At 45.5% G+C, this 25101-nt stretch carries 26 protein-coding genes and 1 other annotated feature; of the genes, 23 read left to right on the forward strand and 3 right to left on the reverse strand.

Features of this window, described 5'->3' with window-relative positions; all coding sequences use genetic code 11:
• The first annotated feature begins 31 nt into the window (after positions 1-31).
• From KHQ79_RS01090 to thrS, 3 genes are all read left to right on the forward strand, one after another.
• Positions 32-673, forward strand: coding sequence for a TVP38/TMEM64 family protein (locus KHQ79_RS01090; protein ID WP_003237748.1), 642 nt, complete (start codon positions 32-34; stop codon positions 671-673).
• Between the two features lie 78 nt (positions 674-751).
• Positions 752-1597 carry a putative sporulation protein YtxC gene (gene ytxC / locus KHQ79_RS01095; RefSeq protein ID WP_003237747.1) on the forward strand — a complete coding sequence of 282 codons (846 nt, stop codon included), beginning with the start codon at positions 752-754 and terminating at the stop codon, positions 1595-1597.
• A gap of 398 nt (positions 1598-1995) precedes the next feature.
• Positions 1996-3927, forward strand: coding sequence for a threonine--tRNA ligase (gene thrS, locus KHQ79_RS01100; protein ID WP_003237745.1), 1932 nt, complete (start codon positions 1996-1998; stop codon positions 3925-3927).
• 42 nt (positions 3928-3969) lie between these two features.
• Here thrS and KHQ79_RS01105 read toward each other — a convergent pair whose 3' ends face one another.
• Positions 3970-4752 carry an HAD family hydrolase gene (locus KHQ79_RS01105; protein ID WP_019259141.1) on the reverse strand — a complete coding sequence of 261 codons (783 nt, stop codon included), beginning with the start codon at positions 4750-4752 and terminating at the stop codon, positions 3970-3972.
• Between the two features lie 175 nt (positions 4753-4927).
• Between KHQ79_RS01105 and lytS the strand changes: the two genes are divergently transcribed.
• From lytS to lrgB, 4 genes are all read left to right on the forward strand, one after another.
• The gene (gene lytS, locus KHQ79_RS01110) at positions 4928-6709 is read left to right on the forward strand and encodes a two-component system sensor histidine kinase LytS (protein WP_225514051.1); all 1782 of its coding nucleotides are present in this window, start codon (positions 4928-4930) and stop codon (positions 6707-6709) included.
• Positions 6687-7412, forward strand: coding sequence for a two-component system response regulator LytT (gene lytT, locus KHQ79_RS01115; protein WP_019259139.1), 726 nt, complete (start codon positions 6687-6689; stop codon positions 7410-7412). The genes lytS and lytT overlap by 23 nt, the downstream gene beginning before the upstream one ends.
• A gap of 133 nt (positions 7413-7545) precedes the next feature.
• Positions 7546-7986 carry an antiholin-like murein hydrolase modulator LrgA gene (gene lrgA / locus KHQ79_RS01120; RefSeq protein ID WP_003237738.1) on the forward strand — a complete coding sequence of 147 codons (441 nt, stop codon included), beginning with the start codon at positions 7546-7548 and terminating at the stop codon, positions 7984-7986.
• A gap of 20 nt (positions 7987-8006) precedes the next feature.
• The gene (gene lrgB / locus KHQ79_RS01125) at positions 8007-8702 is read left to right on the forward strand and encodes an antiholin-like protein LrgB (protein ID WP_119914124.1); all 696 of its coding nucleotides are present in this window, start codon (positions 8007-8009) and stop codon (positions 8700-8702) included.
• A 29-nt stretch (positions 8703-8731) separates the two neighbouring features.
• Here lrgB and KHQ79_RS01130 read toward each other — a convergent pair whose 3' ends face one another.
• Positions 8732-9361, reverse strand: a complete 630-nt coding sequence (locus tag KHQ79_RS01130) for a hypothetical protein (protein ID WP_225514052.1) — start codon at positions 9359-9361, stop codon at positions 8732-8734.
• A gap of 116 nt (positions 9362-9477) precedes the next feature.
• On the opposite strand from KHQ79_RS01130, the gene KHQ79_RS01135 reads away from it, so the two are divergent.
• The 5 genes from KHQ79_RS01135 (at position 9478) to KHQ79_RS01155 (ending at position 11459) form a co-directional block, all read left to right on the forward strand.
• Positions 9478-9690: a hypothetical protein gene (locus KHQ79_RS01135; RefSeq protein ID WP_225514053.1), complete on the forward strand. Its 213-nt coding sequence runs from the start codon at positions 9478-9480 to the stop codon at positions 9688-9690.
• A 129-nt stretch (positions 9691-9819) separates the two neighbouring features.
• Positions 9820-9950: a sequence feature (ribosomal protein L20 leader region), on the forward strand.
• A 58-nt stretch (positions 9951-10008) separates the two neighbouring features.
• Positions 10009-10530, forward strand: coding sequence for a translation initiation factor IF-3 (infC, locus tag KHQ79_RS01140; RefSeq protein WP_010886591.1), 522 nt, complete (start codon positions 10009-10011; stop codon positions 10528-10530).
• Between the two features lie 12 nt (positions 10531-10542).
• On the forward strand, positions 10543-10743 hold the full coding sequence (gene rpmI, locus KHQ79_RS01145; protein ID WP_003222418.1) for a 50S ribosomal protein L35: 201 nt from the start codon (positions 10543-10545) through the stop codon (positions 10741-10743).
• A 31-nt stretch (positions 10744-10774) separates the two neighbouring features.
• On the forward strand, positions 10775-11134 hold the full coding sequence (rplT, locus tag KHQ79_RS01150; protein WP_003222420.1) for a 50S ribosomal protein L20: 360 nt from the start codon (positions 10775-10777) through the stop codon (positions 11132-11134).
• 55 nt (positions 11135-11189) lie between these two features.
• Positions 11190-11459: a DUF1294 domain-containing protein gene (locus KHQ79_RS01155; protein WP_019259137.1), complete on the forward strand. Its 270-nt coding sequence runs from the start codon at positions 11190-11192 to the stop codon at positions 11457-11459.
• A 16-nt stretch (positions 11460-11475) separates the two neighbouring features.
• Here the strand turns inward: KHQ79_RS01155 and ysdB are convergent, their stop codons facing one another.
• The gene (gene ysdB, locus KHQ79_RS01160) at positions 11476-11868 is read right to left on the reverse strand and encodes a sigma W pathway protein YsdB (protein WP_225514054.1); all 393 of its coding nucleotides are present in this window, start codon (positions 11866-11868) and stop codon (positions 11476-11478) included.
• A gap of 183 nt (positions 11869-12051) precedes the next feature.
• Between ysdB and KHQ79_RS01165 the strand changes: the two genes are divergently transcribed.
• The 11 genes from KHQ79_RS01165 (at position 12052) to abfA (ending at position 25031) form a co-directional block, all read left to right on the forward strand.
• Positions 12052-13137, forward strand: a complete 1086-nt coding sequence (locus tag KHQ79_RS01165) for a M42 family metallopeptidase (protein ID WP_148982138.1) — start codon at positions 12052-12054, stop codon at positions 13135-13137.
• A gap of 203 nt (positions 13138-13340) precedes the next feature.
• The gene (gene abnA, locus KHQ79_RS01170; RefSeq protein WP_225514055.1) at positions 13341-14306 is read left to right on the forward strand and encodes an arabinan endo-1,5-alpha-L-arabinosidase AbnA; all 966 of its coding nucleotides are present in this window, start codon (positions 13341-13343) and stop codon (positions 14304-14306) included.
• A gap of 177 nt (positions 14307-14483) precedes the next feature.
• Positions 14484-15974, forward strand: coding sequence for an L-arabinose isomerase (gene araA / locus KHQ79_RS01175; protein WP_060399249.1), 1491 nt, complete (start codon positions 14484-14486; stop codon positions 15972-15974).
• A 15-nt stretch (positions 15975-15989) separates the two neighbouring features.
• A complete protein-coding gene (araB, locus tag KHQ79_RS01180; protein WP_225514056.1) occupies positions 15990-17675 on the forward strand; it encodes a ribulokinase in 1686 nt (561 codons plus the stop codon).
• Positions 17676-17688: 13 nt separating this feature from the next.
• The gene (gene araD, locus KHQ79_RS01185) at positions 17689-18378 is read left to right on the forward strand and encodes an L-ribulose-5-phosphate 4-epimerase (protein WP_003222433.1); all 690 of its coding nucleotides are present in this window, start codon (positions 17689-17691) and stop codon (positions 18376-18378) included.
• Positions 18356-19174: a sugar-phosphatase AraL gene (locus tag KHQ79_RS01190; RefSeq protein WP_225514258.1), complete on the forward strand. Its 819-nt coding sequence runs from the start codon at positions 18356-18358 to the stop codon at positions 19172-19174. Before araD ends, KHQ79_RS01190 begins: the two co-directional genes overlap by 23 nt.
• Positions 19171-20355, forward strand: a complete 1185-nt coding sequence (gene egsA / locus KHQ79_RS01195) for a sn-glycerol-1-phosphate dehydrogenase (protein ID WP_225514057.1) — start codon at positions 19171-19173, stop codon at positions 20353-20355. The genes KHQ79_RS01190 and egsA overlap by 4 nt, the downstream gene beginning before the upstream one ends.
• A 30-nt stretch (positions 20356-20385) precedes the next feature.
• Positions 20386-21687, forward strand: a complete 1302-nt coding sequence (araN, locus tag KHQ79_RS01200; protein ID WP_019259130.1) for an arabinooligosaccharides ABC transporter substrate-binding protein AraN — start codon at positions 20386-20388, stop codon at positions 21685-21687.
• 35 nt (positions 21688-21722) lie between these two features.
• Entirely contained in the window at positions 21723-22664 is a 942-nt protein-coding gene (araP, locus tag KHQ79_RS01205; protein WP_003237710.1) for an arabinooligosaccharides ABC transporter permease AraP, read from the forward strand.
• Complete coding sequence (gene araQ / locus KHQ79_RS01210; protein ID WP_003237708.1) at positions 22665-23510, forward strand: arabinooligosaccharides ABC transporter permease AraQ; 846 nt, start codon at positions 22665-22667, stop codon at positions 23508-23510.
• An 18-nt stretch (positions 23511-23528) separates the two neighbouring features.
• Entirely contained in the window at positions 23529-25031 is a 1503-nt protein-coding gene (gene abfA, locus KHQ79_RS01215) for an alpha-L-arabinofuranosidase AbfA (protein ID WP_100275563.1), read from the forward strand.
• The last annotated feature ends 70 nt before the right edge of the window (positions 25032-25101 follow it).

Genomic DNA, 25101 nt, shown 5'->3' on the forward strand with positions numbered 1-25101 from the left:
GCTGCGGTTCAAAGGGGAAGGAACTGAGGGTATGAAAATAAAAACGGCTGTTAAATGGCTGGCAGTGCTTGCAGGTGCAGGTTTAGTCTATTGGGGAAATAAAACGTATTTGAATTTATCGCCGAAAGAGATCAGAGTATGGGTATTGTCATTCGGGGTCTTTGCGCCGCTTATGTTTATCGGGATATCCATCGTCAGACCTCTTGTTTTATTTCCGGTATCTGTTATTTCTATAGCGGGCGGACTTGCGTTTGGCCCGCTTGTCGGCACGCTTTACACATTGTTCGGTTCGATGTGCGCTTCTGCTGTATCGTTTTTTGCGGCCGGTTTGTTTGCGGCGAAAAAGAACGGCCATTACGAAAAGCTGGAAGCCATTCAGAAGCAAATGGAGGATAACGGATTTTTTTATATCTTTCTTTTAAGAATCCTGCCGATCAATTTTGATTTCGTCAGCTATGCGGCAGGCCTTTCCAATGTCAAAGCGCTGCCGTATTTTGCAGCGACGGCCGTGGGAATCATCCCTGGAACCATTGCGCTGAATGTGCTGGGAGCGAGCTTTTTGACTGGGAATCTGCCCGCTTTCTTTATGGTGCTCACTTTGTATATCGTTTTTGTCTCGCTGCCATTTATCTTCAGAAAGAAAATGCAAAGCTTGTTTCAAGAATCAAATTAAGATTTGCCAGTGACCTTTACGTCTATTTTAAAAACATCCCCCATATACTTGTAACAGATGCCGTAAGGGGGGACAAACATGCTTGAAATAATCTTTGAAGATGACCATGATGCAGCCGCTTTTTTACATCTCATTCAGCATTCGGACGATCGGAACAACCTCATTGTCCGTGAAGGCATACGGAAAATCGGGATTGAAAAAGCGAAGCCGGCTTTCTCTATTCAGCGTTTTATGGAGCCGATTCTGGTCAAATTTTTTTTAGAATGCAAAGAAGACGAGCATATGCTGTCATTGATTGAGGGAACATACTGCTTCACGGACCAGGATGAACAGCAGCAAATCCTTCAGCTCGCACACAGTATTATTGAAGGAGAAGCAGACGATCTTCCTTTTGAGCCGCTAAAGCTTTCGCGGAAACAATCAATTTTGGATGAACTCCAAACGATCTGTTTAGAGGAAGGTGTATTTTCCATTCGTTCTTTTCAGACTTTCCGACTCGGACAATACTACAAACAGCTGAGAGACATTACGGAAGCGGCGATAGATGAATATAAGATGGAACAGGAATATCAAAACTTTATTCAAACACTCAGAGACTATGTAACAGCCAAACAGCCGCGAATCAAAAAGGTGCATATTGTCCATGATGGTTCATTTACATTATGGGAGCTGCGGTATGTGCCGGAACGGGAAAAAATGAAATACATAGACAGGCGATTTGTCCGGGATCATCCTATGTACATTGATTCTCATTTGCTTGCGCCGCTGATTTCCATCGCGCCTGATGAAGTGGTGCTTTACACCGACCAGCCCGAGCACATGATGGCAAGGACCATTCAAAACGTATTTCAAGAGCGATTGGAAATGCTTCCGCTGCACGCTTTTTCAGGTGCAGAAATACCGGTAAAGCACTCGGAAGGATAAGGGCCGGCAGCCTGTATATATAAGGCTGTCGGTTTGAAAAAAAGGAAATACGATCGTGTTGATTTTTTGGAATGAACAATTTATAATACATAGGAGATTAAGAAAGACACACGTATTGATAAGGACATGAAGGAATGATACCGGCTCAAAGAGAGGGAAGTCACGGCTGCAAGCTTCCCAGCTAAGGACCATTCGCTTTACCGCCTTTGAACTTCAGCTGTGAACTCCTTCATAAGGAACAGTAATGGCTGACGGGAACTCCCGTTACAGAGCTTAGAGCCGCAGGTGCCGGAGTATTGGCTATGCGGAAAAAAGGGTGGAACCACGATTCCGTTTATTCAACCTCGTCCCTTTCATAGGGGGCGGGGTTTTTATATGCAAAAAAAGGAGTGACAAAGATGTCAGATATGGTAAAAATCACATTTCCTGACGGAGCAGTCAAGGAGTTTGCGAAAGGAACAACAACAGAAGATATCGCGGCATCCATCAGTCCGGGATTAAAGAAAAAATCATTAGCCGGAAAACTGAACGGAAAAGAAATCGATTTGAGAACACCGATCAATGAAGACGGTACAGTGGAAATCATTACAGAAGGCTCAGAAGAAGGTCTTCAAATTATGCGCCACAGTACGGCTCATTTGCTGGCTCAAGCGATTAAACGCATCTACAAAGATGTTAAATTCGGTGTCGGTCCAGTCATCGAAAACGGTTTTTACTACGATGTAGAAATGGAAGAAGCGATTACGCCGGAAGATCTGCCGAAAATTGAGAAAGAAATGAAAAAAATCGTCAATGCGAACCTTCCGATCGTTCGAAAAGAAGTCAGCCGTGAAGAAGCGAAAGCCCGTTTTGCAGAAATCGGCGACGACCTGAAGCTTGAACTATTGGATGCGATTCCTGAAGGAGAAACGGTTTCGATCTATGAGCAAGGCGAATTCTTTGACCTGTGCCGCGGCGTGCACGTTCCTTCAACAGGAAAAATCAAAGAGTTTAAGCTGTTAAGCCTTGCAGGTGCATATTGGCGCGGTGACAGCAACAACCAAATGCTTCAGCGCGTATACGGCACAGCGTTCTTCAAAAAAGCTGATCTTGAAGAGCATCTTCGCATGCTTGAAGAAGCAAAAGAGCGTGACCACAGAAAGCTCGGCAAAGAATTAAAGCTGTTTGCGAATTCTCAAAAAGTCGGACAAGGCCTGCCGCTTTGGCTGCCAAAAGGCGCGACAATCCGCCGCGTCATCGAGCGCTATATTGTCGATAAAGAAATCAGCCTCGGCTATGAGCACGTATACACACCTGTGCTTGGAAGCAAAGAGCTGTATGAAACATCAGGACACTGGGATCATTATCAGGAGGGCATGTTCCCTCCGATGGAAATGGATAATGAAACACTTGTGCTCCGCCCGATGAACTGCCCGCACCATATGATGATTTACAAAAACGACATCCACAGCTACCGCGAGCTTCCGATTCGTATTGCGGAGCTGGGAACAATGCACCGCTATGAAATGTCAGGTGCGCTGTCAGGTCTTCAGCGTGTGCGCGGCATGACATTAAACGATGCGCACATCTTTGTGCGTCCGGATCAAATTAAGGATGAGTTTATCCGTACAGTCCGTTTAATCCAGGAAGTATATGAAGACTTCGGTTTAAGTGATTACACATTCCGTCTCTCTTACCGTGATCCGGAAGACACAGAGAAATATTTTGATGACGATGAAATGTGGAACAAAGCACAATCCATGCTGAAAGAAGCAATGGACGAAATCGGCCATGATTATTACGAAGCAGAAGGTGAAGCGGCATTCTACGGCCCTAAACTTGATGTTCAGGTGAAAACAGCGATCGGCAAAGAAGAAACATTGTCTACGGTTCAGCTTGACTTCTTATTGCCTGAACGTTTCGATCTGACTTATATCGGCGAAGACGGCAAGCAGCACCGTCCGGTTGTTATTCACAGAGGTGTCGTATCAACAATGGAACGTTTTGTTGCCTTCTTAATCGAAGAACACAAAGGCGCGCTGCCAACATGGCTTGCACCGGTTCAATTCCAAGTCATCCCGGTTTCTCCGGCTGTGCATTTAGACTACGCGAAAAAAGTGCAGGAACGCCTGCAGCGTGAAGGCCTGCGCGTAGAAGTCGACAGCCGTGATGAAAAAATCGGCTACAAAATCCGTGAAGCGCAAATGCAAAAAATTCCGTATATGCTTGTGGTCGGTGACCAAGAGGCAGAAAACGGAGCGGTAAACGTCCGTAAGTACGGAGAGCAGAACTCTGAAACCATTTCATTTGATGATTTTGTGAAAAAGGCAGTAGCTGAAGCGAAAAAATAACATAAAAAAGAGCATGATCTCATTGAAGAGATCATGCTCTTTTTATTTCTCTAATATAGGAAACAAATCATGAAGGCTGCTGATGATGTAATCAGGCGTCACGTCAGTTTCGTTTTTCTTATCCGTCCGGTTGATCCAAACGGTTTTCATTCCGGCTCTTGAAGCGCCTAAAATATCAGTATTCAAATTATCGCCGACCATGATCGCATCGTCTTTTTCAATATTCATCAGCTTAAGGCAGTGTTCAAAGATTGAAACATCCGGTTTCCCTTTGCCGAAAGCGCCCGAAATGACGATTTCATTGAAATAAGGAGCGAGTTCAGGCACGCCTGCGAGCTTTTCCTTTTGCAGACTCGGATCTCCGTTTGTCAAAAGCAGCAATTCATACTTGCCTTTTAATTGATCGAGTACAGCAAATGTCTCATCATATACAAACGGGCGTCTTCTGCGCTCTGCCGCAAAAAACTCTCCTAAAAATTCGCCGTATGCCGGATCATCGATGCCAAGCGCCTTCAGTCCGTTTGTCCATGCGTTTCTTCTATACTCCGGCACAATCTTGTTCAGCTTCTGAAATCCTTCACTGATCGGTTCTGAGAAATTGGACCACAGTCCTTCAAACGGGTTAATGCCGATCATCACAGTATATGGATACGTCTCATATGACATGTACAATTCTCTCGCCGCTTCGCGAACAGCTGCTTCGAATGCCTGATGGTCAAGGCCATATTTTTTCTCCGCTTGTAAACAAGTTTCTGCAAATGTTGTTCTGACGCTTTTTTCATCCCAAAGTAGTGTATCGTCTAAATCAAAAAATACGGCTTTCATGATCTTCTCCTCTGCTTCAGATTCAAATCTTTCTGTCAAAAGGCTCATGTTTTATTTTACAATAGATAATAGCCTTGTGAAATATGTTTTCAGACGATTTTAAAAAAACAGTCAGCCATGAAATTCATGGACCGAAAACATGCTAGAATGAAAATGGAAAGAACAGGTGACATGCATGATTCATTTAATGATTATGATGCTTGAGAGGGTAGGGATTATTGTTATATTGGGGTTCATTCTCGCCCATACAAAGCTGTTCAGACAAGCGCTGCAAAATCAGGACGGCTATAAAGGAAAAGCGGTTTTAATTTCTATTTTTTCTCTTTTCAGCATCATCAGCAATTATACAGGCATTGAAATTCAAAAAAATATGATTGTAAACAATGACTGGGTGTTTGCGATAGATCCGTCTGGCTCTATTGCGAATACCCGTATTTTGGGCGTGGAAATCGGAGGCCTTCTCGGAGGTCCGTTTGTAGGAGCGGGGATCGGTATACTGGCAGGCCTTCATCGTTTTTCGCTCGGCGGCAGCACGGCCTTAAGCTGTGCGGTATCATCCGTTTTAGCGGGTGTTCTTGCCGGCTTTATCGGCAGGTATTTTACGAAGCGCTACCGAATGCCGACACCGCGTGTCGCCGCTCTTGTGGGAATCGGCATGGAGTCACTGCAGATGGTGATTATTTTGCTGATGGCAAAGCCGTTCAGTGACGCTTGGGAGCTTGTCAGCATGATCGGAATTCCGATGATACTCATCAATGGGACAGGCAGTTTTATTTTCCTGTCGATTATCCAAGCGATCATTCGCAAGGAAGAGCAGGCAAGGGCGCTTGAAACGCACAGAGTGCTGACGATTGCTGACCAGACGCTTCCATTTTTTCGCCAAGGTCTAAATGAAAACTCCTGTAAAAGTGTAGCGTCTATTATCCATAAGCTGACCGGAACGGATGCGGTGTCTCTCACTGATAAAGAAAAGATCCTTGCGCATGTCGGCGCGGGAATGGATCATCACATCCCATCAAAAAGCTTGATCACTGGCCTGTCCAAAAAGGTGATTAAAACAGGGCAAATTATGAAGGCGATTTCACAGGAAGAGATTGAATGCACACATTCTGAATGCCCTTTGCACGCGGCAATTGTCCTGCCGCTGACATCAAACGGAAATACAATCGGCACCTTAAAAATGTACTTTAAAAACCCGGCAGGCCTGAGTCAGGTAGAGGAGGAGCTTGCTGAGGGGCTGGCCATGCTGTTTTCGACACAGCTTGAGCTTGGGGAAGCAGAGCTGCAAAGCAAGCTTCTCAAGGATGCTGAAATCAAAGCGCTTCAAGCACAGGTGAATCCGCATTTTTTATTTAATGCGATCAATACAATTTCTGCGTTATGCCGCACGGATGTTGAAAAAACCCGTAAGCTCTTATTGCAGCTCAGCGTTTATTTTCGTTCAAACCTTCAAGGAGCGAGACAGCTGCTGATTCCGCTCTCAAAGGAGCTGAACCACCTTCACGCCTATTTATCATTAGAACAGGCGCGTTTTCCCGGGAAATATAAGATTGAGCTCAATATCGACAGCAGGCTGGAGCAGATTGAAATCCCACCGTTTGTTTTACAGGTGCTTGTGGAGAACGCGCTTCGGCATGCGTTTCCGAAAAAACAAGACATGTGCAAAGTTACGGTCTGTGTCTTATCTGATGATACATCCGTCTATATGAAGGTGACGGATAACGGACGGGGAATTCCGCCGGACATCCTTCCGGAGCTGGGAAAGAAACCGTTTCCGTCTAAGGAGGGAACCGGTACAGCGCTCTATAACCTGAATCAGCGGCTGATTGGTTTATTCGGACAGCAGGCCGCACTAGATATCAGGAGTGAGGTTCAGAAAGGGACAGAGGTTTCCTTTCGAGTGCCAATGCAACATATGAAAGAGGGAGAAGAACATGCTCAGGGTGTTAATAGTTGATGATGAGATGCTGGCAAGGGATGAACTGGCTTACTTGCTCAAGCGGACCAATGAGGAAATGGAAATCAATGAAGCGGAAAATATTGAATCTGCTTTTGACCAAATGATGGATCAAAAGCCTGACTTGCTGTTTTTAGACGTTGATTTATCCGGAGAAAACGGTTTTGATATCGCAAAGCGGTTGAAGAAAATGAAGCATCCTCCTGCTGTTGTGTTTGCGACGGCATATGACCAGTATGCGCTCAAAGCATTTGAGGTGGACGCCCTTGATTATTTAACCAAGCCTTTCGATGAGGAAAGAATTCAGCAAACGCTGAAAAAATATAAAAAAGTCAATCGGGATATTGTTGAAACAGATCAGAGCAGTCATTCCGGCCAGCACAAACTCGCACTATCTGTAGGAGAATCAATAGTGATCGTAGATACGAAGGACATTATCTATGCCGGAACGGAAGATGGTCATGTCAATGTAAAAACCTTCGATACATCGTATACGGTCAGCGATACGCTCGTTGTCATTGAGAAAAAGCTGTCTGATGCTGGTTTTATCCGCGTCCATCGGAGCTTTGTCGTCAATACCGAATATCTTAAAGAAATTCAGCCGTGGTTTAATTCAACCTATAACCTGATTATGAAAGATGGATCAAAAATACCGGTCAGCCGGACATATGCGAAGGAATTGAAAAAGCTGCTCCATATTTGATGGGCGGCTTTTTGCATTTCAGCCATTTGTTTCTGCAACTCAGTCCCGCTATTCGGCATGTTATCTTGTAAGCGCTTTATAACAAGGGATTCTTATTTATAATGGGGGTACCAAAGAGAAAGAGGTGAAGAAAATGAGTGCTAAAAAAGTGTACGGGTTCTTAACACAAGCATTTATTTTTGCCGTCATTATGCTGGTTTCAAATATGATTGCCGCTATTGTCCCAATCCCTATCCCGGCATCGGTTGTAGGGTTGGTCTTATTATTTCTCCTATTATGTTTGAAAGTCATTAAATTGGAACAAGTAGAAACGCTCGGAACGTCTTTAACCTCTCTGATCGGATTTTTATTTGTTCCGTCTGGTATATCTGTTATGAATTCGCTTGGCGTGATGCAGCAATACGGTCTGCAAATTGTTCTTGTCATTCTGCTCGCAACGATTATTTTGCTGGGGGCTACGGGATTGTTTTCTCAGCTGATTCTTTCGCTGAGCGGAAAACGCAAAACCGCAGCGGACGTGAAAACAAAAACAGTGCAAAGCCCGCAGAACAATAAAGAACTCGTTCACCATTAAGGAAAAAGGAGGTTCTTCAGATGGAAAGCACAATGAGTCCTTATTTCGGAATTGTCGTATCACTTGCTGCATTCGGCATCGGCACCTTTTTATTTAAGAAAACGAAAGGCTTCTTCCTTTTCACTCCTTTGTTTGTTGCCATGGTGCTTGGGATCGCATTTTTAAAAATCGGCGGTTATTCCTACGCGGACTATAATAACGGGGGAGAAATCATTAAGTTTTTCCTTGAACCGGCGACGATCGCTTTTGCCATTCCTTTGTACAAACAAAGAGATAAGCTGAAAAAATACTGGTGGCAAATCATGTCCTCCATTATTGTCGGCTCTATCTGCTCTGTCACGATTGTTTATTTGCTCGCAAAAGGCATTCACCTCGATGCGGCCGTGATGAAAAGTATGCTCCCGCAGGCGGCAACAACGGCAATTGCGCTTCCTTTATCAAAAGACATCGGAGGCATTAGCGATATCACTGCCTTTGCGGTCATCTTTAACGCTGTCATTGTGTATGCGCTCGGAGCATTGTTCTTAAAGGTGTTTAAAGTAAAGAATCCGATTTCTAAAGGATTGGCACTCGGAACGTCCGGACATGCACTCGGTGTAGCCGTCGGGATCGAGATGGGAGAAGTTGAAGCTGCGATGGCAAGTATTGCTGTTGTCGTAGTGGGAGTGGTAACGGTTCTGGTCATCCCTGTGTTCATGCAGCTGATCGGAGGATAAGCCAAGGCTGAATGCCTTGGCTTTTTCTTTTATGGTGCGTCTTCGGGATCGATATACCCTTGTTTAATGCCCCATTCCACTTGATCGTCATGCCACTTTTTTCGTTCTTCATAACCATAACCATCGTCATCAGGAAGCTCTGAAGCTGGCTGTTGAATGGTTTTATCCGTCTGGCTCGAGGAAGAAGGTGGATCTTGACTATTAGATGAGGGTGCCTCGGTCTGCTGCCGTTGTGCCTGCGATTGCCGCTTTTTTTCAGCGTTCGCTTTCTGTTCTTTTTGGATTGCTGCCTGCCGCTGTCTTTCAAGTTCAGCTTGTCTTTCCGCTTCCGCAAATCGCTGTCTCTCCGCTGCTTCCTCCTGCTGTTTCTTTCGTTTCGCCTCCCGCTCTTTTTCACGTTTTTTCTCGGCTGCGATCTGTCTTTGCTTCTCGGCTGCTTCTTTTGCCTTCCGCTTTCCTAACTCAGCAGCGAGTGGACTCTCGAAATCCATGTCCAGTGAAACGGGTTTTAGTTTTTTCAGCTCTTTCTCTAGTTCCTTTTGATTAAATACTACGGCTGTCTTAACCGTTTCAGCTTTTGGTTCAGAAGATATGCTGCTATTCGAGCAACCGGTTAATATCAATGTGAAAAATAAAGCAAGCTGTATCAGTTTGTTCATGTGTCAGACTCCCTTCTGCTTCTTATATCGGTTAGGTATTAACTTTACTTTACATTTTTTCCTGTCAGTGGTTTTATTGGAAGCTGCGAAATAAGGAGAAGGATGGAAGGAGACTATTGATTCTATATACAATAGAATCAGGTGTTTACCATCCTCGGCTCATGGTCTTTATTCATGGCGGGGTGTCAGCGGCTGGATGTGGGAACAGCAAATCAGCTACTTTCAGCATTTCGGGGATCGGTCATGTAGCACCGCAGGCTGAATCGAGCTTATTCAACAGAACACTTGATGCGTGGCTAAGCGGTTCAGAAACTTTCCATTCTGGATGAGGATGAAAGATTTTCTTTTTCTCTCTTGCACTCATAGTAAACCCATGTTACAATATAAAAGTTGTTCCGGATAAGTCGTCCTTGACTAAAGATCCGGTATTGTGTAGAATAGTTATTGAATTGAATATAAATCACAAGCAGAAGCACCCGCTTCTCACCTGATTGACACATGCATGTAGTTGGCAGGTTGACCGTACATTTTTATTGATACAGATGTTCGTAGTGTGGGTGTTTTATAATGCCCGCACTTTTTGTTTGCCTGCAGAATGCAGTCAAAATGAGTTGTGAATCAATTCGAAGAAACTATGGAGGTGGCTCATTATTAGCAAAGATCAATTGGTTAATGAGGGTATCCGTGCACGTGAGGTCCGTTTAATCGGACAAAATGGCGACCAGCTGGGAATCAAGTCCCGTCAGGAAGCACTTGAAATCGCCGGCCGCGCAAATCTTGACCTTGTGTTAGTTGCAGCGAATGCAAAACCGCCTGTCTGCCGAATCATGGACTACGGTAAGTTCCGATTTGAGCAGCAGAAAAAGGAAAAAGAAGCACGCAAGAATCAAAAAATCATTAACTTAAAAGAAGTTCGGTTAAGTCCGACAATCGATGAGCATGACTTTAACACGAAATTGCGCAATGCGATTAAATTCCTTGAAAAAGGCGATAAAGTAAAAGCTTCTATCCGCTTTAAAGGACGCGCAATCACTCATAAAGAAATCGGTCAGCGTGTGTTAGACCGTTTTTCTGAAGCATGTGCTGAGGTTGCGACTGTCGAAACAAAACCAAAAATGGACGGCCGCAGCATGTTCTTAATGCTCGCGCCGAAAAACGAAAAGCAATAAGGAGGAAATCCCATGCCAAAAATGAAAACTCACCGCGGATCTGCTAAACGTTTTAAAAAGACAGGTTCTGGGAAGTTAAAACGTTCTCATGCGTACACAAGTCACTTATTCGCCAACAAATCTCAAAAGCAAAAGCGTAAGCTTCGCAAGAGTGCTGTTGTAAGCGCAGGAGACTTCAAACGTATCAAACAAATGCTTGCTAACATCAAGTAATCGGACAAGGAACAATTAGGAGGGAAATTTAATGCCAAGAGTAAAAGGCGGAACTGTTACACGTAAGCGTCGTAAAAAGGTTCTTAAATTAGCAAAAGGTTATTTCGGTTCAAAACATACATTATACAAAGTAGCTAACCAGCAGGTCATGAAATCTGGAAACTATGCTTTCCGTGACCGTCGTCAGAAAAAACGTGATTTCCGTAAGCTTTGGATCACTCGTATCAACGCAGCTGCTCGCATGAACGGTCTTTCTTACAGCCGTTTAATGCACGGTCTTAAGCTTTCTGGTATCGAAGTAAACCGTAAAATGCTTGCTGATCTTGCTGTAAACGATCTTACTGCATTCAATCAGCTTGCTGATGCTGCTAAAGCTCAATTAAACAAGTAATCATATAAGGCCGCTCTCCAGCAGAGCGGCTTTTTTATATAAAGGATGAGGCAACATGGTTATCGCTGTCTATTTGGTGCTGATGAATCTTTGCGGTTTTTGTGTGATGGGTGTTGACAAGCGAAAAGCGCAGCAGCATAAATGGAGAATTTCTGAAGACCGGCTGTGGCTGATTGCGATCGTGTTTGGAGCGCTCGGTGTATGGCTCGGCATGCAAACCTTCAGACATAAAACAAAACACGCGTCTTTTAAGTACGGAGTACCGCTTCTTCTGGTGATTGAAGCGATCTTGATCGGCATTTATTACAGCCCGCTTGATTTATAAAAAGCAGAAAAGCGTTTTAGCGCTCTTCTGCTTTTTTTGCGAGTTTAATGGGCTGGTCCCAGTCAATCTTACAATTTGGATATCGATCCAGCACTTTTTCTTCAATGTTTTCAAAATCTTTTACAGAGAAATGCTTCAGCTTCTCAGGAGATTCTGTCCAGACAAAGATCGTGTGGATAAATAGCGGATGATCCTTGGAAGGAATATGCTTTTCTCCTTCAAAAAGCACGCCTTTATACGTCAGCTGAAAGTTTTTTCGGGTATTGTTCTGTTCATCGATAATATAAAAATGTTCTTTTGATTGGGCCAGCTTGAGCCTTCTTTTTGGATTCGCGACATATTTGACCGCGGCATAAATACAATAAGCAAAAAGTGCAAGCAATATAATCCTTAGAACCATGACAAACATTGTGTGAAGGCACCCCCCTTATTGTGATGATCTGATGTAATACGAAGAGCATAGAAAAAGGTTTCACTTTTTCTAAAGAAAGTTCTAAAAACATATACCCGATTTTCAAGTGAAATAGTCGTATGGTTAGCGCCAGGTTTTGTATAATAAGAATGCAGGACTGATGAAGGAGGTTTTTAGAACATGGCAAAATTAGATGAAACATTGACCATGCTGAAAGATTTAACAGATGCAAAAGGCATACCGGGCAATGAGAGAGAAGTAAGGCAAGTGATGAAATCATACATAGAACCATTTGCTGATGAGGTCACAACAGATCGGCTGGGCAGTTTAATTGCCAAAAAAACAGGTGCGGAAAACGGCCCGAAAATTATGATTGCTGGACATTTGGACGAAGTCGGCTTTATGGTGACACAAATCACTGATAAAGGCTTTATCCGTTTCCAAACCGTTGGCGGCTGGTGGGCTCAGGTCATGCTGGCCCAGCGTGTTACCATCGTAACGAAAAAAGGGGACATCACAGGGGTTATCGGCTCTAAGCCACCGCATATTTTATCTCCTGAAGCGAGAAAAAAATCAGTAGAAATAAAAGAGATGTTTATTGATATTGGAGCGTCAAGCCGAGAAGAAGCCTTAGAATGGGGCGTGCTCCCGGGAGATATGATTGTTCCTCATTTTGAATTTACGGTCATGAATAATGAAAAATTCTTATTGGCGAAGGCATGGGACAACCGTATCGGCTGTGCGATTGCCATTGATGTGTTAAGAAATTTACAAAACACAGATCATCCAAACATGGTGTATGGCGTTGGAACCGTGCAGGAGGAAGTCGGCCTCAGAGGAGCGAAAACGGCTGCGCATACCATTCAGCCTGATATTGCGTTTGGTGTTGATGTAGGGATAGCAGGAGACACGCCTGGCATTTCCGAGAAAGAAGCGCAAAGCAAAATGGGTAAAGGCCCGCAAATTATCATTTACGATGCATCCATGGTCTCTCATAAAGGCTTGCGTGATATAGTCGTCGCTACTGCAGAGGAAGCGGGCATTCCGTACCAATTTGATGCCATTGCCGGCGGCGGCACTGACTCGGGGGCCATCCATTTGACAGCAAATGGCGTTCCTGCACTGTCCATTACCATTGCTACCCGCTACATTCATACGCACGCGGCCATGCTGCACCGTGACGATTATGAAAACGCGGTAAAATTAATTACAGAAGTCATTAAGAAGTTAGACCGAAAAACGGTTGATGAGATTACGTACCAATAAAGATACGGAGGAATCCGCCTGTTAGGGCGGGTTCTATTTTTTTGTCTGTACAAATTACAGCAGAGTGACTACAATAAAGAAGATACCGAAAATTTCCTGAATATGATGACATACGATACGCAGCTCATTTGTAAGGAAGGGAGGATAAAACAATCTTTATTTGTAAGCGCTTTCTAATTTAAAGGAGGTTAGACAAGTTAAAAATGAAAAAAACATGGAAACGCTTCTTTCGCTTTTCGAGCGCCGCTCTGGCTGCAGGACTGATATTCACTTCCGCTGCTCAAGCAGAGGCCGCATTTTGGGGGGCATCCAATGAGCTGCTTCACGACCCGACTATGATCAAAGAGGGAAGTTCGTGGTACGCGCTTGGAACAGGGCTTACTGAAGAACGGGGACTGCGGGTTCTGAAGTCTTCGGACGCTAAAAACTGGACCGTACAAAAATCCATTTTCAGCACACCGCTATCGTGGTGGTCCAATTATGTGCCGAATTACGGCCAAAACCAGTGGGCGCCGGATATCCAATACTATAACGGTAAGTACTGGCTGTATTATTCAGTCTCTTCTTTTGGAAGCAATACATCTGCCATCGGACTGGCATCTTCAACAAGCATCAGTTCGGGAAGCTGGAAGGACGAAGGCTTGGTAATCCGTTCGACAAGCTCCAATAATTATAACGCCATCGATCCGGAGCTGACATTTGACAAGGATGGCAACCCGTGGCTTGCATTCGGCTCGTTTTGGAGCGGGATTAAGCTGACCAAGCTAGATAAGAGTACGATGAAGCCGACAGGCTCGCTCTATTCGATTGCAGCCAGACCGAATAATGGCGGGGCACTGGAAGCTCCTACTCTCACGTATCAAAATGGCTATTACTATTTAATGGTCTCATTTGATAAATGCTGTGACGGAGTAAACAGTACGTACAAAATTGCTTACGGAAGATCTAAAAGCATTACAGGCCCTTATCTTGATAAAAGCGGAAAAAGCATGCTGGATGGCGGGGGCACCATTTTGGATTCCGGAAACGACCAATGGAAAGGTCCCGGAGGCCAGGATATTGTAAATGGAAACATTCTTGTTCGTCATGCCTATGACGCCAATGACAACGGCATTCCGAAGCTTCTCATCAATGATTTGAATTGGAGCTCGGGCTGGCCTTCCTATTGAATGAAAAAGCCGGGGCTGCGCCCGGCTTTTTTAAAAGAAAAGATTGACAGTATAATAGTCAATTACTATAATAAAATTGTTCGTACAAATTAATAGTTATTGATTTATTTTTCGTCATTAGTACGTATCTTTTTCGTGTTTGAAAGCGTTTTATTTTATGTGAAAGGGGCAGTTTACATGCTTCAGACAAAGGATTATGAATTCTGGTTTGTAACAGGAAGCCAGCACCTATACGGGGAAGAGACGCTGGAACTGGTGGATCAGCATGCGAAAAGCATTTGTGAGGGGCTCAGCGGGGTTTCTTCCAGATATAAAATCACGCATAAGCCCGTCGTCACTTCACCGGAAACCATCAGACAGCTGTTAAGGGAAGCGGAGTTCAGTGAGACATGCGCCGGCATCATTACATGGATGCACACATTTTCTCCTGCAAAAATGTGGATAGAAGGCCTTTCCTCTTACCAAAAACCGCTTATGCATCTGCATACTCAATATAATCGCGATATCCCGTGGGGTACGATTGATATGGACTTTATGAACAGCAACCAATCCGCACATGGCGATCGTGAATACGGTTACATCAACTCGCGAATGGGTCTGAACCGGAAAGTCGTCGCCGGCTATTGGGATGATGAAGAAGTGAAGAAAGAGATTTCCCAGTGGATGGATACGGCGGCTGCATTAAATGAAAGCAGACATATTAAGGTTGCCAGATTCGGAGATAACATGCGTCACGTCGCGGTAACGGACGGAGACAAGGTGGGTGCGCATATTCAATTTGGCTGGCAGGTTGACGGATATGGCATCGGAGACCTTGTTGAAGTGATGAACCGCATTACGGACGACGAGGTTGACACACTCTATGCGGAGTATGACAGGCTTTATGTGATCAGTGAGGAAACAAAACGTGACGAAGCAAAAGTAGCGTCCATTAAGGAACAGGCGAAAATAGAACTTGGCTTAACCGCTTTTCTTGAACAAGGCGGATACACAGCTTTTACAACATCGTTTGAAGTGCTGCACGGAATGAAACAGCTGCCGGGACTTGCCGTTCAGCGCCTGATGGAGAAGGGCTACGGGTTCGCCGGCGAGGGAGATTGGAAGACAGCGGCTCTTGTGCGGATGATGAAAATCATGGCTGAAGGAAAAAGAACGTCCTTCATGGAAGATTATACGTATCATTTTGAACCGGGAAATGAAATGATTCTGGGCTCGCACATGCTTGAAGTGTGTCCGACTGTCGCTTTGGATCAGCCGAAAATCGAGGTTCATCCGCTATCTATTGGTGGCAAAGAGGATCCTGCGCGTTTTGTGTTTAACGGGATCAGCGGTACAGCCATTCAAGCTAGCCTTGTTGATATCGGCGGGCGTTTCCGCCTTGTTTTGAATGAGGTCAACGGCCAGGAAATTGAAAAAGAGATGCCGAATCTGCCTGTGGCCCGTGTTCTCTGGAAGCCGGAGCCGTCATTGAAAACAGCGGCGGAGGCATGGATTTTAGCCGGCGGCGCACACCATACCTGCTTGTCTTATGAACTGACAGCGGAGCAAATGCTCGATTGGGCGGAAATGGCGGGGATCGAAAGTGTTCTCATTTCCCGTGATACGACAATTCACAAGCTGAAACACGAATTAAAATGGAACGAGGCGCTTTACCGGCTTCAAAAGTAGAGAGGGGGATGTCACTTGGCTTACACAATAGGGGTTGATTTTGGAACTTTATCAGGAAGAGCGGTGCTCGTTCATGTCCAAACAGGGGAGGAACTGGCGGCTGCTGTAAAAGAATACAGGCATGCTGTCATTGATACCGTCCTTCCAAAAACGGGTCAAAAGCTGCCGCGCGACTGGGCGCTGCAGCATCCGGCTGATTACCTCGAAGTTTTGGAAACAACCATTCCGTCATTACTCGAACAGACGGGGGTTGAACCGAAAGACATTGTCGGGATCGGAATTGATTTTACGGCATGTACGATCCTGCCTGTTGACAGTGCAGGACAGCCGTTATGCATGCTGCCGGAATATGAAGAGGAGCCGCACAGCTATGTGAAGCTCTGGAAGCATCATGCGGCCCAAAAACATGCTGATCGGCTCAATCAAATCGCGGAGGAAGAAGGAGAAGCTTTTTTACAGCGGTACGGAGGCAAAATTTCCTCTGAATGGATGATTCCGAAGGTCATGCAAATTGCCGAAGAAGCGCCTCACATTTATGAAGCGGCTGACCGGATCATCGAGGCTGCGGACTGGATCGTGTACCAGCTGTGCGGCTCACTCAAGCGAAGCAACTGTACAGCGGGGTATAAAGCGATATGGAGTGAAAAAGCGGGATATCCGTCAGATGATTTCTTTGACAAATTAAATCCTTTAATGAAAACGATTACAAAAGACAAATTAGCAGGTTCTATTCATCCAGTGGGCGAAAAAGCCGGCGAATTGACAGAAAAAATGGCACAGCTCACAGGCCTTCTTCCGGGGACGGCTGTTGCGGTTGCCAATGTTGACGCCCATGTTTCCGTGCCGGCGGTCGGCATCACAGAGCCAGGGAAAATGCTGATGATTATGGGAACCTCAACGTGCCATGTTCTTCTAGGCGAAGAGGTGCATATCGTGCCTGGTATGTGCGGTGTCGTGGATAACGGGATTCTTCCCGGCTATGCGGGATATGAAGCCGGGCAGTCCTGTGTTGGCGATCATTTTGACTGGTTTGTGAAAACATGTGTCCCGCGAGCGTATCAAGAGGAAGCAGAGGAAAAAAACATTGGCATTCATGAACTGCTGAGCGAGAAGGCAAACCTTCAAGCGCCGGGTGAAAGCGGTCTGCTTGCTTTGGATTGGTGGAATGGAAACCGTTCAACTCTTGTTGATGCTGATTTAACAGGAATGCTGCTTGGCATGACGCTGCTGACGAAGCCTGAAGAGATTTATAGAGCGCTAGTTGAAGCGACAGCTTACGGAACCCGGATGATTATCGAAACGTTCAAAGAAAGCGGAGTTCCGATCGAGGAGCTGTACGCAGCCGGCGGAATAGCTGAGAAAAACCCGTTTGTCATGCAGATTTATGCGGATGTGACAAACATGGACATTAAAATCTCTGGTTCCCCGCAAGCCCCTGCCTTAGGATCTGCCATTTTCGGCGCGCTTGCCGCAGGTAAAGAAAACGGCGGATACGACGACATCAAAGAGGCAGCGGCGCACATGGGAAAACTGAAAGATATTTCTTATTCGCCAAACGCCGAAAACGCTGCGGTGTATGAAAAATTATACGCTGAATATAAAGAGCTGGTTCACTATTTCGGAAAAGAAAACCATGTCATGAAGCGTCTGAAAACAATTAAAAATCTTCAATTTTCAACTGCCGCCAAAAAGAATTCATAAAGGGTGATAGAGCATGCTTGAAACATTAAAAAAAGAAGTGCTGGCTGCCAACCTGAAGCTTCAAGAGCATCAGCTGGTAACCTTTACATGGGGAAATGTCAGCGGCATCGACCGTGAAAAAGAAAGAATTGTTATCAAACCTAGCGGAGTCGAATACAGCGACCTGACAGCTGATGACTTGGTTGTTTTGAATCTTGAAGGAGAGGTCGTCGAAGGATCGCTCAAGCCTTCTTCAGATACACCTACTCATGTTTATTTGTACAAAGCCTTTCCGAACATCGGGGGAATTGTCCATACCCATTCTCAATGGGCGACTAGCTGGGCGCAATCGGGCAGAGACATACCGCCGTTAGGCACGACACATGCTGATTATTTTGACAGTGCGATTCCGTGTACAAGAGAAATGTACGATGAAGAAATCATTCATGACTACGAACTGAATACAGGAAAAGTCATAGCGGAAACCTTTCAGCATCATAACTACGAACAGGTGCCGGGTGTGCTCGTGAATAATCATGGCCCGTTCTGCTGGGGCACGGATGCCTTAAATGCCATTCATAACGCAGTTGTATTAGAAACAGTTGCGGAAATGGCCTATCACTCCATTATGCTGAACAAGGATGTAAACCCAATCAATACAGTCCTTCATGAAAAGCATTTTTATCGAAAACACGGAGCAAATGCGTATTATGGCCAGTCATGATTCCGTGGTGTCACCGGCCGGCATGCTGATTGACTTGGACGGTACTGTATTCAGAGGAAATGAACTGATTGAAGGGGCAAGAGAAGCGATCAGTACACTTCGGGAAATGGGGAAGAAAATCGTCTTTTTGAGCAATCGGGGGAATATCTCCCGTGCCATGTGCAGAAAAAAGCTTCTCGGCGCGGGGATTGATGCGGACGTAAATGACATTGTTCTGTCGTCAAGCGTGACAGCAGCTTTTCTGAAAAACCATTATCGGTTTTCAAAGGTGTGGGTGCTCGGAGAACAAGGCTTGGTTGACGAGCTGAGGCTGGCCGGCGTGCAGCACGCGAACGAACCGAAGGAAGCGGATTGGCTTGTGATCTCCCTTCACGAAACGCTCACGTACGAAGATTTAAATCAAGCCTTTCAGGCGGCCGCAGGCGGAGCGCGTATTATTGCTACGAACAAAGACCGCTCTTTTCCGAACGAAGACGGCAATGCCATCGATGTGGCCGGAATGATTGGGGCGATAGAGGCTTCCGCTCAAGCGAAGACGGAGCTTGTTGTCGGAAAGCCGTCATGGCTGATGGCGGAGGCTGCCTGTACAGCAATGGGGCTGTCCGCACAAGAATGCATGATTATCGGGGACAGCATTGAATCAGACATTGCGATGGGGAAGCTTTATGGCATGAAAAGCGCCTTAGTGCTTACTGGTTCTGCGAAACCGGGTGAACAGCGTTTGTACTCGCCGGATTACGTGCTGGAGTCCATTAAAGATGTAACCAAATTGGCTGAGGAGGGGATTCTGCTATGAATCATATCGCAGCTGACGTTCAGCGTGCTTTTGACAACGCCGGAGAAAAAACGTTTCCTATAGAAGTTGAAGAAATTGTTCTCGATAAACAAGCAGCTGATCCGTTATTGGATTATGTCAAAAGAAAAAACGGTAAGCATATCGTTCTTGTCTGCGACTCGAATACACACCGCATTGCGGGAATTGATCTGGAAAACCGACTGAATCAAGAAGGATTTCAGGCCGAGTGCCTGATCATTCCGGAAAATGAAGCCGGAGATGTGACGGCTGATGAACGGTCGCTCATTCATGTCCTGGTCCATACGAAAAAAGCAACGGATGTCATGATCGCTGTCGGTTCGGGTACAATTCATGATATCGTGCGCTTTGCAGCGTTTCAGAGGGATTTGCCGTTTATTTCTTATCCGACTGCTCCATCTGTAGACGGATTTACATCAGCCGGGGCGCCTCTTATTTTATATGGTACGAAAACAACCATCCAAACGAAGGCTCCGTCCGCGCTGTTTGCTGATCTGGATCTATTAAAAGCGGCACCCCAGTCAATGGTGGCGGCAGGATTTGGCGACATGCTCGGTAAAATAACGTCTTTAGCTGATTGGCAAATATCCCGCCATCTTGCCGGCGAGCCTTATTCGCCAGCAGGGGCTAAGCTCGTTCAGGAGGCGCTTGATGCCTGTATCGAACACACAGAAGACATTGCGATGAAAACGGAAACAGGCATACGGGTTTTGATGGAATCTTTAATTGTATCTGGGCTTGTCATGCTGGCCTTAGATCATTCCCGCCCGGCATCAGGCGGAGAGCATCATATTTCACATTGGATTGAGATGGAATTAATGGAGAAAAACCGGCCTCAGATTCTTCATGGGGCAAAGGTGGGATGTGCCGCTGTTTTATTAACAGACACATACAGAAAGCTCGCTCTGGATGACGGGCTGAACGAATTTTCTCAGCACCGGCGCCAAGCCATTCAATCGGCTTATGAAACGCTCCCGGAAGGAGAAGTGCTGGCCGATTGGCTGAGATCAGCCGGAGGCCCTGCGTCTTTTGACGAAATCGGTGTCGGGCAGGATTCCGTCAAGAATGCCTTTAGACACGCCCACACCTTAAGAGACCGCTGCACCGGTTTAAGAATTATCAATGAAAACAAAACGCTGATCAATCATGGTCTATATGAATAGCCCGCACCTCGAATGGAAGGGGTAACGCAGATGAAAAAAATGACTGCCTGTTTTCTTGTGCTGATGATGCTGCTGACATTATTCATTGCTGGGTGTTCAGCAGAACGATCATCCGGAAAATCGGGTGAAACTGAGCTGACCTTTTGGACATTTAACGGACTTCATGAGCAGTTTTATGTAGAAATGGTGAAGGAATGGAACAAAAAATATCCTGACCGCAAAATTAAACTGAATACGGTCGTTTATCCATATGGGCAAATGCACGATAACTTGTCTATCTCCTTAATCGCGGGAGAAGGCGTCCCTGATATTGCCGATGTCGAATTGGCCCGTTTTTCAAACTTTTTGAAGGGCTCTGACATACCGCTTGCCGACCTGTCTCCGCTGATTGAAAAGGACCGCGATAAATTCGTAGAGGCGCGGCTTACCCTGTACAGCAAAAACGGCAAGCTTTACGGGCTGGATACTCATGTAGGGACGACAGTCATGTTTTATAACATGGATGTTATGAAAAAAGCCGGCGTCAATCCTGATGATATTAAAACGTGGGATGATTACCATAAAGCCGGGCAGAAAGTGCGCAAAGTGACCGGGAAGCCGATGGGAACGGTGGAAACAAATGATTCCGGAACGTTCTTATCCATGATTTCACAGCAAAACTCAGGCTATTTTGATAAAAACGGCAAGCTGATCCTCAATAACGACACCAACGTCAAAACACTTCAATATTTAAAAGACATGATCAATGATAAAACGATGATTCCTGCGCCGGGCGGGGGGCATCACAGTGAAGAATACTACGGCTTTATGAACCAAGGCGGAGCCGCTTCAGTCTTGATGCCGATTTGGTATATGGGAAGATTCATAGATTATATGCCTGATCTGAAAGGGAAGATTGCTATCCGGCCGCTCCCGGCATGGAAAGAGGGAGGCGACCGTTCGGCAGGTTTGGGCGGTACGGCAACTGTTGTGCCGAAGCAAGCTAAGCATGTTGAATTAGCAAAAGAGTTTTTGGCCTTTGCGAAGGGCTCTAAAGAAGGAAACAAAAAGCTCTGGAGCGTACTCGGGTTTGATCCGCTTCGCTGGGATGTCTGGAGCTCCAAGGAATTAAAAGAGAAAAACAAATACACGGATTACTTCCAAAACGGAACAGGCATTTTTTCTGTGCTGCTCGATATCAAGGATGAAATCAATCCGATTTATTTACATGAGGATTTTGCCAAGGCTTCAGACCTTGTCAACAGAAGCGTATTGTTCGACGCACTTAAATCTCAGCAAAAAACGCCTAAACAAGCCTTGGACAGAGCGGCAGGTGAACTGAAACAGAAATAGAATCCCATTCAAAAAGTGAAAGCGGGGAGGTTCTCATGAAACCTGTGAAAACGGGAACGGTTCATCCCGTTCCTTCAGCTGCGAAACAATCAGGCTGGCGAGATCTTTTTTATTCGAAAAAAGCGGCGCCCTATCTGTTTACAGCGCCATTCGTTCTATCCTTTCTCGTATTTTTTCTATACCCCATCATTAGCGTCTTCATCATGAGCTTTCAAAGAATATTGCCGGGAGAGGTGACGTTTGTCGGATTGTCAAATTACACTGCGCTAAACAATCCGACGTTCTATACCGCCCTTTGGAATACGCTGAAATACACCTTTTGGACGCTGATTGTGCTGATTCCTGTCCCATTGCTTCTGGCCATATTCCTGAATTCAAAGCTGGTCAAATTCAGAAATATATTCAAATCAGCGCTATTCATTCCGGCATTGACCTCTACCATAGTGGCGGGGATCATTTTTCGGCTGATCTTCGGAGAAATGGAAACGTCGCTGGCCAATTCCATCTTACTCAAACTCGGCTTTTCACCTCAGAACTGGATGAACAATGAACATACCGGCATGTTTCTGATGGTGCTGCTTGCTTCGTGGAGATGGATGGGAATCAACATTCTTTACTTTTTGGCCGGCCTGCAAAATGTGCCGAAAGAGCTATACGAAGCCGCTGATATAGACGGCGCGAATACGATGAAAAAATTTATGCACATCACACTGCCGTTTCTCAAGCCTGTAACCGTATATGTGCTGACCATCAGCATCATCGGCGGATTCAGGATGTTTGAGGAAAGCTACGTCCTTTGGCAAAATAATTCCCCGGGTAATATCGGTCTGACGCTTGTCGGATATTTGTATCAGCAGGGGCTTGCTTACAATGAAATGGGATACGGAGCGGCCATCGGCATTGTGCTTTTGATTGTGATCCTTGTTGTCAGCCTGATTTCATTAAAGCTGTCAGGCTCGTTTAAGGGGGAAGGATAAATGTTGCGGCACAGTCCTCAGTTTAGCGTTTACAGAATCGCGCTGACCCTGTTTTTTATTATGCTGAGCCTATTGTATATTTTTCCGATTTTCTGTTTGCTTTTAGGATCATTAAAGCCGTCATCTGAACTTTTGCGTGTGGGGCTGAATCTTGACATTGATCCTAAAGTGATGAGTCTTGATAATTATACATTTCTGTTTAACGGCGGCAGCATTTATTTCAAATGGTTTTTTAACAGTCTTGTGCTTGGGCTTTTCACGACCGTGCTCACTCTGTTTTTTTCTTCGATGATCGGGTACGGGCTTGCGGTTTATGATTTTAAGGGCAGAAGTATCATCTTTGTTCTTGTGCTGATTATTATGATGGTTCCGCTTGAAGTGATGATGCTTCCTTTGTTTAAGCTTACTGTCGGGCTGCACTTGATTGATTCGTATACAGGTGTCATATTGCCGTTCATCGTTTCACCTGTTGCTGTTTTCTTTTTCAGGCAATATGCGCTCGGTCTGCCAAGGGATCTGCTGGACTCTGCAAGGATGGACGGCTGTACGGAATTCGGAATCTTTTTCAGGATTATGGCGCCGCTGATGAAACCGGCTTTCGGCGCGATGATTATCCTTCAGTCCTTAAACAGCTGGAACAACTTCCTATGGCCGCTGATTGTGCTTCGGTCGAAAGAAATGTTTACGCTTCCAATTGGGCTGTCCAGCTTGCTGAGCCCTTATGGCAACAACTATGACATGCTTATATCCGGCTCAGTATTTGCGATTTTGCCGGTCATTATCATTTTCTTGTTTTTCCAAAAGTACTTTATCTCCGGCCTGACGGTAGGGGGAGTCAAAGGTTAATGAAGGAGGAAACGTGTGATGAAAAAAGCGCGAATGATTGTAGACAAAGAATATAAAATCGGTGAAGTAGACAAACGGATTTACGGCTCGTTTATCGAACATATGGGGCGTGCGGTATATGAAGGCATATATGAGCCTGATCATCCTGAAGCGGATGAAGACGGGTTTAGAAAGGATGTGCAGTCGCTGATCAAAGAATTGCAGGTTCCGATTATCCGCTATCCGGGCGGAAACTTTTTATCCGGATACAACTGGGAGGACGGAGTCGGGCCTGTCGAAAACCGCCCGAGACGGCTTGACTTGGCATGGCAAACGACAGAAACCAATGAAGTGGGAACAAATGAATTTTTATCTTGGGCAAAAAAGGTGAACACTGAGGTCAATATGGCGGTCAACCTCGGCACAAGAGGCATAGATGCCGCCCGAAATCTCGTTGAATACTGCAACCACCCGAAGGGCTCTTACTGGAGTGATTTAAGAAGATCGCATGGCTATGAACAGCCGTACGGCATCAAGACATGGTGCCTTGGAAACGAGATGGACGGCCCATGGCAGATCGGCCACAAAACAGCTGACGAATACGGACGGCTTGCCGCAGAGACGGCAAAGGTCATGAAGTGGGTTGACCCATCAATTGAACTTGTTGCCTGCGGCAGCTCAAACAGCGGCATGCCGACCTTTATTGATTGGGAAGCGAAGGTGCTGGAGCATACGTACGAGCATGTCGACTATATATCTCTCCATACGTATTACGGAAACCGGGATAACAATCTGCCAAACTACTTGGCTCGTTCCATGGATCTGGATCATTTTATTAAATCTGTCGCTGCAACCTGTGACTATGTAAAAGCAAAAACACGCAGCAAGAAAACAATCAATCTCTCTCTGGATGAATGGAACGTCTGGTATCACTCAAATGAGGCTGATAAAAAAGTCGAGCCGTGGATTACTGCGCGTCCGATTTTAGAGGATATTTATAATTTTGAAGATGCCTTATTGGTCGGCTCTCTGCTCATTACAATGCTACAGCACGCAGACCGTGTGAAAATCGCGTGTCTTGCACAGCTTGTAAATGTCATCGCGCCGATCATGACAGAAAAAGGCGGGGAAGCATGGAGACAGCCGATTTTCTATCCGTACATGCATGCTTCTGTTTACGGAAGGGGCGAGTCACTGAAACCGCTTATTTCTTCTCCGAAGTACGACTGCTCAGATTTTACTGATGTGCCATATGTTGATGCCGCTGTTGTGTACGCCGAAGAGGAAGAAACACTCACCATTTTTGCGGTAAACAAAGCTGAGGATCAGATGGAGACGGAGATTTCGCTCAGAGGTTTTGAATCCTATCAAATCGCAGAGCACATCGTACTCGAGCATCAGGATATCAAAGCGACAAACCAGCATAACAGAAAAAATGTCGTCCCGCATTCCAACGGAACATCGTCTGTCAGCGAAAACGGCTTAACCGCCCATTTCACGCCGCTTTCCTGGAATGTGATCCGCCTGAAAAAACAGTCATAAGAGAAACAAAACCGGAGAGCTCTCTCCGGTTTTTCTTTTTTTCTTAGTAGATATGGTTCAGTACCTTGTA

Source organism: Bacillus sp. TSO22 (assembly GCF_020223595.1).
GTDB classification, from domain to species: domain Bacteria; phylum Bacillota; class Bacilli; order Bacillales; family Bacillaceae; genus Bacillus; species Bacillus inaquosorum.

Coding starts and splice junctions, on each gene's coding strand:
- araN (WP_019259130.1), top strand. CDS start 20,386: ATGAAAAAAATGACTGCCTGTTTTCTTGTGCTGATGATGCTGCTGACA.
- KHQ79_RS01105 (WP_019259141.1), bottom strand. CDS start 4,752: ATGAAAGCCGTATTTTTTGATTTAGACGATACACTACTTTGGGATGAA.
- KHQ79_RS01155 (WP_019259137.1), top strand. CDS start 11,190: ATGGTTATCGCTGTCTATTTGGTGCTGATGAATCTTTGCGGTTTTTGT.
- lytT (WP_019259139.1), top strand. CDS start 6,687: ATGCTCAGGGTGTTAATAGTTGATGATGAGATGCTGGCAAGGGATGAA.
- KHQ79_RS01090 (WP_003237748.1), top strand. CDS start 32: ATGAAAATAAAAACGGCTGTTAAATGGCTGGCAGTGCTTGCAGGTGCA.
- KHQ79_RS01190 (WP_225514258.1), top strand. CDS start 18,356: ATGCGTATTATGGCCAGTCATGATTCCGTGGTGTCACCGGCCGGCATG.
- KHQ79_RS01130 (WP_225514052.1), bottom strand. CDS start 9,361: ATGAACAAACTGATACAGCTTGCTTTATTTTTCACATTGATATTAACC.
- thrS (WP_003237745.1), top strand. CDS start 1,996: ATGTCAGATATGGTAAAAATCACATTTCCTGACGGAGCAGTCAAGGAG.
- lytS (WP_225514051.1), top strand. CDS start 4,928: ATGATTCATTTAATGATTATGATGCTTGAGAGGGTAGGGATTATTGTT.
- abnA (WP_225514055.1), top strand. CDS start 13,341: ATGAAAAAAACATGGAAACGCTTCTTTCGCTTTTCGAGCGCCGCTCTG.
- araQ (WP_003237708.1), top strand. CDS start 22,665: ATGTTGCGGCACAGTCCTCAGTTTAGCGTTTACAGAATCGCGCTGACC.
- araD (WP_003222433.1), top strand. CDS start 17,689: ATGCTTGAAACATTAAAAAAAGAAGTGCTGGCTGCCAACCTGAAGCTT.
- araP (WP_003237710.1), top strand. CDS start 21,723: ATGAAACCTGTGAAAACGGGAACGGTTCATCCCGTTCCTTCAGCTGCG.
- abfA (WP_100275563.1), top strand. CDS start 23,529: ATGAAAAAAGCGCGAATGATTGTAGACAAAGAATATAAAATCGGTGAA.
- ytxC (WP_003237747.1), top strand. CDS start 752: ATGCTTGAAATAATCTTTGAAGATGACCATGATGCAGCCGCTTTTTTA.
- araA (WP_060399249.1), top strand. CDS start 14,484: ATGCTTCAGACAAAGGATTATGAATTCTGGTTTGTAACAGGAAGCCAG.
- ysdB (WP_225514054.1), bottom strand. CDS start 11,868: ATGTTTGTCATGGTTCTAAGGATTATATTGCTTGCACTTTTTGCTTAT.
- KHQ79_RS01165 (WP_148982138.1), top strand. CDS start 12,052: ATGGCAAAATTAGATGAAACATTGACCATGCTGAAAGATTTAACAGAT.
- lrgA (WP_003237738.1), top strand. CDS start 7,546: ATGAGTGCTAAAAAAGTGTACGGGTTCTTAACACAAGCATTTATTTTT.
- rplT (WP_003222420.1), top strand. CDS start 10,775: ATGCCAAGAGTAAAAGGCGGAACTGTTACACGTAAGCGTCGTAAAAAG.
- egsA (WP_225514057.1), top strand. CDS start 19,171: ATGAATCATATCGCAGCTGACGTTCAGCGTGCTTTTGACAACGCCGGA.
- lrgB (WP_119914124.1), top strand. CDS start 8,007: ATGGAAAGCACAATGAGTCCTTATTTCGGAATTGTCGTATCACTTGCT.
- rpmI (WP_003222418.1), top strand. CDS start 10,543: ATGCCAAAAATGAAAACTCACCGCGGATCTGCTAAACGTTTTAAAAAG.